The 3,203-nt window shown below is 73.6% G+C and carries 2 protein-coding genes and 1 pseudogene; all 3 read right to left on the reverse strand.

What is annotated here, in order from left to right:
• Positions 1 to 128: 128 nt before the first annotated feature.
• Positions 129 to 1,841 carry a trehalase family glycosidase gene (locus AB0J68_RS29905; protein WP_354856188.1) on the reverse strand — a complete coding sequence of 571 codons (1,713 nt, stop codon included), beginning with the start codon at positions 1,839 to 1,841 and terminating at the stop codon, positions 129 to 131.
• 56 nt (positions 1,842 to 1,897) lie between these two features.
• A complete protein-coding gene (locus AB0J68_RS29910; protein ID WP_363941952.1) occupies positions 1,898 to 2,386 on the reverse strand; it encodes a carbohydrate ABC transporter permease in 489 nt (162 codons plus the stop codon).
• Positions 2,387 to 2,398: 12 nt separating this feature from the next.
• A pseudogene (locus tag AB0J68_RS29915) lies at positions 2,399 to 3,203 on the reverse strand (alpha-hydroxy acid oxidase); the annotation flags it as partial.

The following is a 3,203-nucleotide window of genomic DNA, read 5'->3' on the forward strand; positions in this document are numbered from 1 at the left end:
GCCGGGTGCCGCGGCATCGCCACCACCCCCCCCCCACCGCGCTGCGGCCCAGCCCCGGCCGGGCCCGGCCCCACGCCCCCCCCCCCGGCGGGGGGGCCCCCCCCTGGGGGGGGGCCCACGCTGGCCGGCTACCGCCGCGCGGCTCGGCGTTCCTCCTGAGCGGCCGCGAGGATGAGGTAGCTGCTGGCCGTCCAGGTGTACGCGCGATCCCGCAGCCCGGCGCCGGTCTCGGCGTCGAAGTTCTCCGCGAAACCGGACTTCTCACACAGCGCGAGGAAGCGCTGGCTGATGTCGTCGGCGATCGCGGTGTGCCCGGCCCGCCGCAGACCGTCCTCGACCAGCACGGTGGAGGGCGCCCAGATCGGGCCCCGCCAGTAGCCGTCGGCGAGGTAGTGGGCCGAGTCCGTCGGTTCGGTGGCCAGCCCGTGCGTGGTGAGGTGGGTCTCGACGCCCCGGGCCAGCGCGTCGGCGATCGGGGCGGGCAGGTCGGCGCCGAGAGCGACCGGCATCAGGTCGAGCAGGCTGCGGCTTGTCCGCCGCTGCCCGGTGTGCGGGCTGCGGGCGGTGAAGCGCTCGCCGTCCCACAGCTGCCCGATCATGGCCTTCCGGATCCGGTCGGCCTCCCGGGACCACCGGTCGGCAGGTTCGCCCAGCTCGGTGGCGAGGTCGGCCAGGCACCGCAGCTGGGAGACCAGGAACGCGGCCAGGTCGGCGGTCTGCACGACCCGGCCCTCGTCGAACGTGGTGGCGTTGTCCCAGCCGCTGTCGTTGCCGTGCTGGTAGTGCGGCAGGTCGTGGCCGGGCGCGCGGCGCGCGTCGAGCCAGAACCCGGTCCAGCGGGCCAGCCGGTCGTACGTCTGCGCGAGCGCCGCCCGGTCCGGTGACTGGGGGAGGCGTCGGCGCAGGTGACGCAGGGCCCAGCCGTGGATGGGGGGCTTGACGTAGTTGTGCAGCACCTCCGAGTGGGTGACCGAGTCGGGCAGGGCACCCGCGCCGTCCTGGTGGTCGAAGGGCAGGTGGAACTGGTGCCAGGCCAGCTCCGGCTCACCGGCCGCGAGCGCGATCGCGTTGAAGCAGTGGTCCCAGCTCCACACCTTGTCCATCCAGTGCTTGGACATCAGGACGGCGGGCCGGGTGACGAAGCCCGCCGGGGCGACGGTGGCGGACCACAGCACGTACGCGGCCAGTTCGGCGGCCGGGGTGTCCGCGCCGCGCCACGGCGCGACGGCGTCGACGAACGCGGCGAACTCGGCGCTGCGGTCGCGGCACACCCGGTCGAAGGGGACGGCGGCGGCGTACGGCCGGCGGGCGGTGGCGTACTCCTCGATGGCGATCTCCCAGGGTTGGTCGCCGGGGAGGTCCAGGCAGCGGTCGGCGGTGCCGAGCGCCTCGACGCCGTCGGCGCGACGCAGCGCGCCGGAGAGCACCGTGACCCGGTAGCGGCGCCCGGTCTCGTACGAGGTGAAGACGTGTGAGCCGTCGACCGGGTCGAGGTAGAGGTAGGTGCCGCTGAACGGGGTGAGGGTGCCCGCGGCCGCGGCGATCCGCAGGCCGAGGTGCCGGCCCCGGATCCGCAGGGTGTCGGGTGCGTCGTAGGCGGCCTCGATCCGACCGGGACCGGCACGCCAGGTCAGCAGCGCGGGCGTGGCCACGACCGTGGTGCCCGCGGCCGTGGGGGAGAGGCGCAGCACCGGGTGCAGCCCGGTCTGGTGCGACACCAGGTGCAGGTCGTCGGCGTACGTCTTCTCGGCTACCACCGGGGAGATGTTGAACCAGGATCCGCGGTAGCTGAACGGGATGTCCTGGATGGCGAACTCCGGACCGGACGGGGCGACGGTCATGGGTGGCGGGTGCCTTTCTGTGGTGCGGGTGGTCAGTCCTCGACCGCCGCGGATGGTCAATCCTTGACGGCGCCGGCGGTCACGCCCATCGAGACGTACCGCTGCGCCAGGATCAGCAGCACGGCGGCGGGGATCGAGGCGACGACGGCGGTGGCCATGATGGCGTTCCACTGCTGGTTGTTGTTGCCGATGTAGTGGTAGATGCCGAGGGTGATCGGCTGGTGGTCGCCACCGCCGGCCAGGGTCGAGGCGAAGATGAAGTCCGACCAGGACCACAGGAACGCGAAGAGCGACACCGTGACGATCGAGTTCCGGCTGACCGGCAGCACGATCGACCAGAAGGTACGCAGCCGTCCCGCGCCGTCGACCACGGCGGCCTGGAGCAGCTCGTCGGGGATGCCGGACATGAAGGCCGTGAAGATCAGTACGGCGAACGGCACCGCGAGTGTCGTGTCGGCCAGGATCAGGCCCGGCAGCGTGTTGAGGACGCCGAGGGTGAGGTAGATGGCGTAGAAGCCCATCGCCATGATGATGCCCGGGATCATCTGGGCGATCAGCACCAGGACGCCCGCCGCGCCCAACGCCAGCGCCCGCAGCACGTCGGTGCCTCCACGGATGCCGCTGTCCAGCAGCACCTGCCCACCGTCGCCGACGGCGTCCACGACCTCCGGCAGCATGGTGACGCTGGCCGGCGCCCCGTCCAACTGACGCCCGCCGTGGTTGGACACCACCACCGCGTCCGCCCCGATCCGCACCGCCTCGACCGCGTCGCGGGGATCCAGCACCCCCTTGACGACCAGCGGCAGGTCGACGTGCTCACGCAGCCAGGCCAGATCCGCCCAGCGCAGGGCGGACTCGAACGACGCGTCGGTGTGCGCGGCGATGGCGGACACACCGGGGGCGCCGGCGTGCGCCAGGGCGTCCCGGCCGTGCGGCAGGTTCGCGGCGACCACCTCGGCCGGGAGGCGGAACGCGTTGCGCAGGTCGCGTGGGCGTCGACCGAGCACCGGAACGTCCACGGTGACCACCAGCGCGTGGCAGCCCGCCGCCACGACCCGGTCCAGGAGATCGCGGACCAGCGCCCGGTCGCGCAGCCAGTAGAGCTGGAACCAGACCTCCGCACCGGCTCCGGTGATCTCCTCGATCGGCGTGCTGCTCAACGTGCTCGCCAGATACGGCACGCCGGCCGCGCCGGCCGCCGCCGCGAGGCCCAGTTCCCCGTCCGGGTGCACGAGCCGCTGGTACGCCATCGGCGCGACCCCGACCGGCATCGCGTACGGCCGGCCGAGCAGCCGGGCGCCGAGGTCCACGGCGTGGCTGCCGCGCTGGACCGGGTGGCCGTGCTGCCCCGGGTGCTGCGCG

Origin of the sequence: Micromonospora sp. NPDC049580 (assembly GCF_040675595.1) — a bacterium.
Classification (GTDB): Bacteria; Actinomycetota; Actinomycetes; order Mycobacteriales; family Micromonosporaceae; genus Micromonospora.

What these genes read in the sequence shown, in the direction of transcription:
- AB0J68_RS29905 (WP_354856188.1), bottom strand. Translation starts at nt 1,841, where the DNA reads ATGACCGTCGCCCCGTCCGGTCCGGAGTTCGCCATCCAGGACATCCCG.
- AB0J68_RS29910 (WP_363941952.1), bottom strand. Translation starts at nt 2,386, where the DNA reads ATGATCCCGGGCATCATCATGGCGATGGGCTTCTACGCCATCTACCTC.